The organism is Nostoc sp. UCD121, from assembly GCF_014222285.1.
In the GTDB taxonomy this organism is placed as follows: Bacteria; Cyanobacteriota; Cyanobacteriia; order Cyanobacteriales; family Nostocaceae; genus Nostoc.
On the sequence record NZ_JACKZS010000528.1, the window covers coordinates 1 to 480 of the forward strand.

The 480-nt window shown below is 37.3% G+C and carries 1 pseudogene; it reads left to right on the plus strand.

Annotation, left to right across the window (positions count from 1 at the left end):
- Window positions 1-480, plus strand: a pseudogene (locus GNF10_RS37325) (histidine kinase); the annotation flags it as partial.

Below are 480 nucleotides of genomic sequence, written 5' to 3' on the forward strand. Positions count from 1 at the left end.
TTAGAAAATAAACTAGTGGCAGGGGTATTTACTAGCGATCGCATCAAAGTTATCCAAATGTTATCTGTGCAAGCTGCTATCTCTCTAGAAAATGCTCGTCTTTATCAAGAATCTCAAGAAAAAGCACAACAGATCCAACAAAGCCTCCACCAACAAAAAACCTTATTTAATGTTGTAAATCAGATCCGAGAGTCTTTAGATTTAGGTGCAATTTTTCGTGCAGTAACTCAAAATATTCGTTCAATCCTTAATGTCTCGCGCGTCGGAATTTATCAATTTCATCTCGGGGTAAATTACGAATATGGTGAATTTATTGCCGAAGATGTCCTACCGCAATTTACTTCTGGTTTAGCTGTAAAAGTTCAAGACCATTGTTTTGGAGAGAACTATGCAACCCTGTACAAACAGGGACGATTTTGTGCAATATCAGATATTGAAACCGCAGAAGTTTTAGATTGTCATCGGGTAATTTTGCAACAG